This window comes from Deltaproteobacteria bacterium (assembly GCA_016219225.1).
Lineage (GTDB): Bacteria > Desulfobacterota > RBG-13-43-22 > RBG-13-43-22 > RBG-13-43-22 > RBG-13-43-22.
Map to the genome: position 1 here is coordinate 1 of JACRBX010000036.1, position 2462 is coordinate 2462.

Here is a 2462-nt window from a genome sequence, read left to right on the forward strand (position 1 = left end):
CAGGAGATGGTCACCCCATATAAATCAGACCAGGTTGTCTGTCCAGTCTGAGGGAGTTTGGTGGACCCATTGGTATTCAATAAATTCAATAATAGAGGTAAATAAACTTTTGCGATCCCGGTTGGAGGAGGCTGAACACAAACAAAACTTTCCGGTGAGTAACTTGGGTCAGATTTTGTAAATATTCCTGAATGATCAAAATATGCAGAGATGCAGTTGAAAGCTTCTCCCTGCAGAAATCCGATACTTAGGGCTATAACGACAATAAAAAAAACGGCTACGATTCTTTTATTATTCATTTCAAACCATCTAAGTAAAAATTGTTATTGCCGCTTTGTACAACAGAATATCCATATAGTTAAATCCCATCTTACGGAGGGTTTGGCTTTGTCGAGATGATATTATATTTGGTTGTTTTGTTACAGAGTATAAAAAAAGTCTCCATAAGATTTTGAACCCTTATGGAGGCTTCACATCGGAAACTTCAGAATCTCCCACATCATTTCCCGCTCTAAATAGGTTGGGGTCAAGTTGGGAAGTTCAATCTACTTAAAATAAGGTCATAGGAAGATATGAAATCAGCGTAGGATTATTTAACAACTATTCAGGATTGTCAAGAAAATAATGAGACTTTTTCGTGGACACGGTTATTGCTTTTCGGTGGAAATATTGCCATTTTTCATAGGTGGCGGGATGTGGACTACGGGAAGAAAGCAGCTCCAGGTCTATTTTCATCGGCCATAGCCCCACCCCCGGCCAATGAACCTCTTCCATCACCGTCTTGGCCAATCCCACCATCTCCTGCACTCCTCTCCGAAGCTGTCAATGAACCACTGGATCTTGGGCCGTTCCTTATCGGCCAGTATTTCCAGGGCGGTCCAGTTGTCTTCGTTGAGGATGGTCAGTGGTCAGCTTGTTCGTGTTTGTCGGGGCTGAAAAACCCTAAATTTTATATCCCGATTGACTCCCGGTTGATAAACTGTTAATTTTTTGACAGAAAGGATCCACGGCATGGCTATTGAAGGAATACTGTTTGATCTCGATGGCACCCTGCTCGATACACTGGAGGATTTGGCCGACTCCCTGAACGAAGTTTTAGCGGAGCAGGGTTTTCCAACCCATCCGGTAAAGGCCTATAAATATTTCGTGGGCGAGGGAGTGGAGGTGATGATCCGGCGGGCCCTGCCGGAGGACCGGAGAGGGCCTGAAGTCCTGGAGCGGTCCCTGGAAAAAATGACAGAAGTATACACCCGGCGCTGGCGTCTTAAAACCCGGCTCTATCCAGGCATTCCGGAATTGCTAGACGCCCTCACCACCCGTCGGCTTAAAATGTCCATCCTGTCCAACAAGGTGGACTTTTTCACGCAAATCATGGTTGCGGATCTGCTTTCCGCCTGGCGTTTTGACCGGGTACTGGGAGTCCGGCCGGGCCACCCTAAAAAACCGGACCCGGCCGGGGCCCTGGAAATTGCCCGGGATTTGCAGCTGTCTCCCGCCCAATTTTTATACCTGGGCGATACCCCGATCGATATGAAAACGGCCGTGGCGGCCGGCATGTTTCCCATCGGCGTACTTTGGGGGTTTCGTCCAGCCGAAGAGCTCAGATCCGGCGGCGCCCGCCTTTTAATCAATCACCCGCTCGATCTTTTACCGATCCTGGATGATCACCAATAATTTATTGTTTCATCGGCGGGCCGGGAACTGCGGCCGGAGGCTTTTGGGGTGCTAGGGGATTTTCCGGCTTCGGTTGTGGCGGGACCGCCGTTTTTGGGCCGAATCCTGCGGCGTTTCCAGAAGGCGCCTGGGTGCCGGCACCGACTCCCTGTTGGGTCTGTTGTTGGAGACGGCGGGCTCTCCGTTTGAGTCTGTCTTCCCATTGATTCAGTTTTTTTTCCTTATTTTTTAATTCCCCCTCCTCCTTGGCCAATGCTTCTTCCTTGGCTTTCAGCTCCTTTTCCCGGGCTTCCAATTGTTCTTCTTTTTCTTTGAGGACTTTCTCCTGCTTCTCCTTATCCTTTTTGGCTGTCAGGACCCCGGGTATTCGGAACTCGGTCGCTGCCGCCTCCATTAATCCGGCAGATCCGCAGAGAAAGCAAATCGTCATCAACCAACCGGTGAAACGAAGCATTTCTTCCTCCTGGCCTCGGTAAGGTGAACACTTCAATGTAAATATTATAACCGGGAATCCCTTTCCCGGACAACGGATTTATTTTTAAACCCCATGCTCGGGGCGAGCAACCGCGAAGCATGAAAATAAAGGGCCTGGCAAGGCTTAAGGCTAATAATCAATAATCAATTCTTAATTGTTAATTCTTAACGGACCGAACGTTTTTTAACCAGTAACCAGCAACGAGCAACCAGCAACAGGTTTTATTTTCGGACTAAGGGGAAGCCAAAGGAGGGTCCTATTCAGGCCCTTAACGGACCCGAATAGGATCGTGGAAGAGCAGCCCGGATAGTTA

Annotated in this window: 3 protein-coding genes; 1 reads left to right on the top strand and 2 read right to left on the bottom strand. The window is 48.4% G+C overall.

The genetic code is table 11. The features are described 5' to 3' along the window. Positions 1-600 precede the first annotated feature (600 nt). Complete coding sequence (locus HY879_02610) at positions 601-789, bottom strand: hypothetical protein (protein ID MBI5602222.1); 189 nt, start codon at positions 787-789, stop codon at positions 601-603. A 222-nt stretch (positions 790-1011) separates the two neighbouring features. On the opposite strand from HY879_02610, the gene HY879_02615 reads away from it, so the two are divergent. Next, positions 1012-1674, top strand: coding sequence for an HAD family hydrolase (locus HY879_02615; GenBank protein MBI5602223.1), 663 nt, complete (start codon positions 1012-1014; stop codon positions 1672-1674). A gap of 1 nt (position 1675) precedes the next feature. Here HY879_02615 and HY879_02620 read toward each other — a convergent pair whose 3' ends face one another. After that, on the bottom strand, positions 1676-2128 hold the full coding sequence (locus tag HY879_02620; GenBank protein MBI5602224.1) for a hypothetical protein: 453 nt from the start codon (positions 2126-2128) through the stop codon (positions 1676-1678). Between the last annotated feature and the right edge of the window lie 334 nt (positions 2129-2462).

Coding starts and splice junctions, on each gene's coding strand:
- HY879_02620 (MBI5602224.1), bottom strand. CDS start 2,128: ATGCTTCGTTTCACCGGTTGGTTGATGACGATTTGCTTTCTCTGCGGA.
- HY879_02615 (MBI5602223.1), top strand. CDS start 1,012: ATGGCTATTGAAGGAATACTGTTTGATCTCGATGGCACCCTGCTCGAT.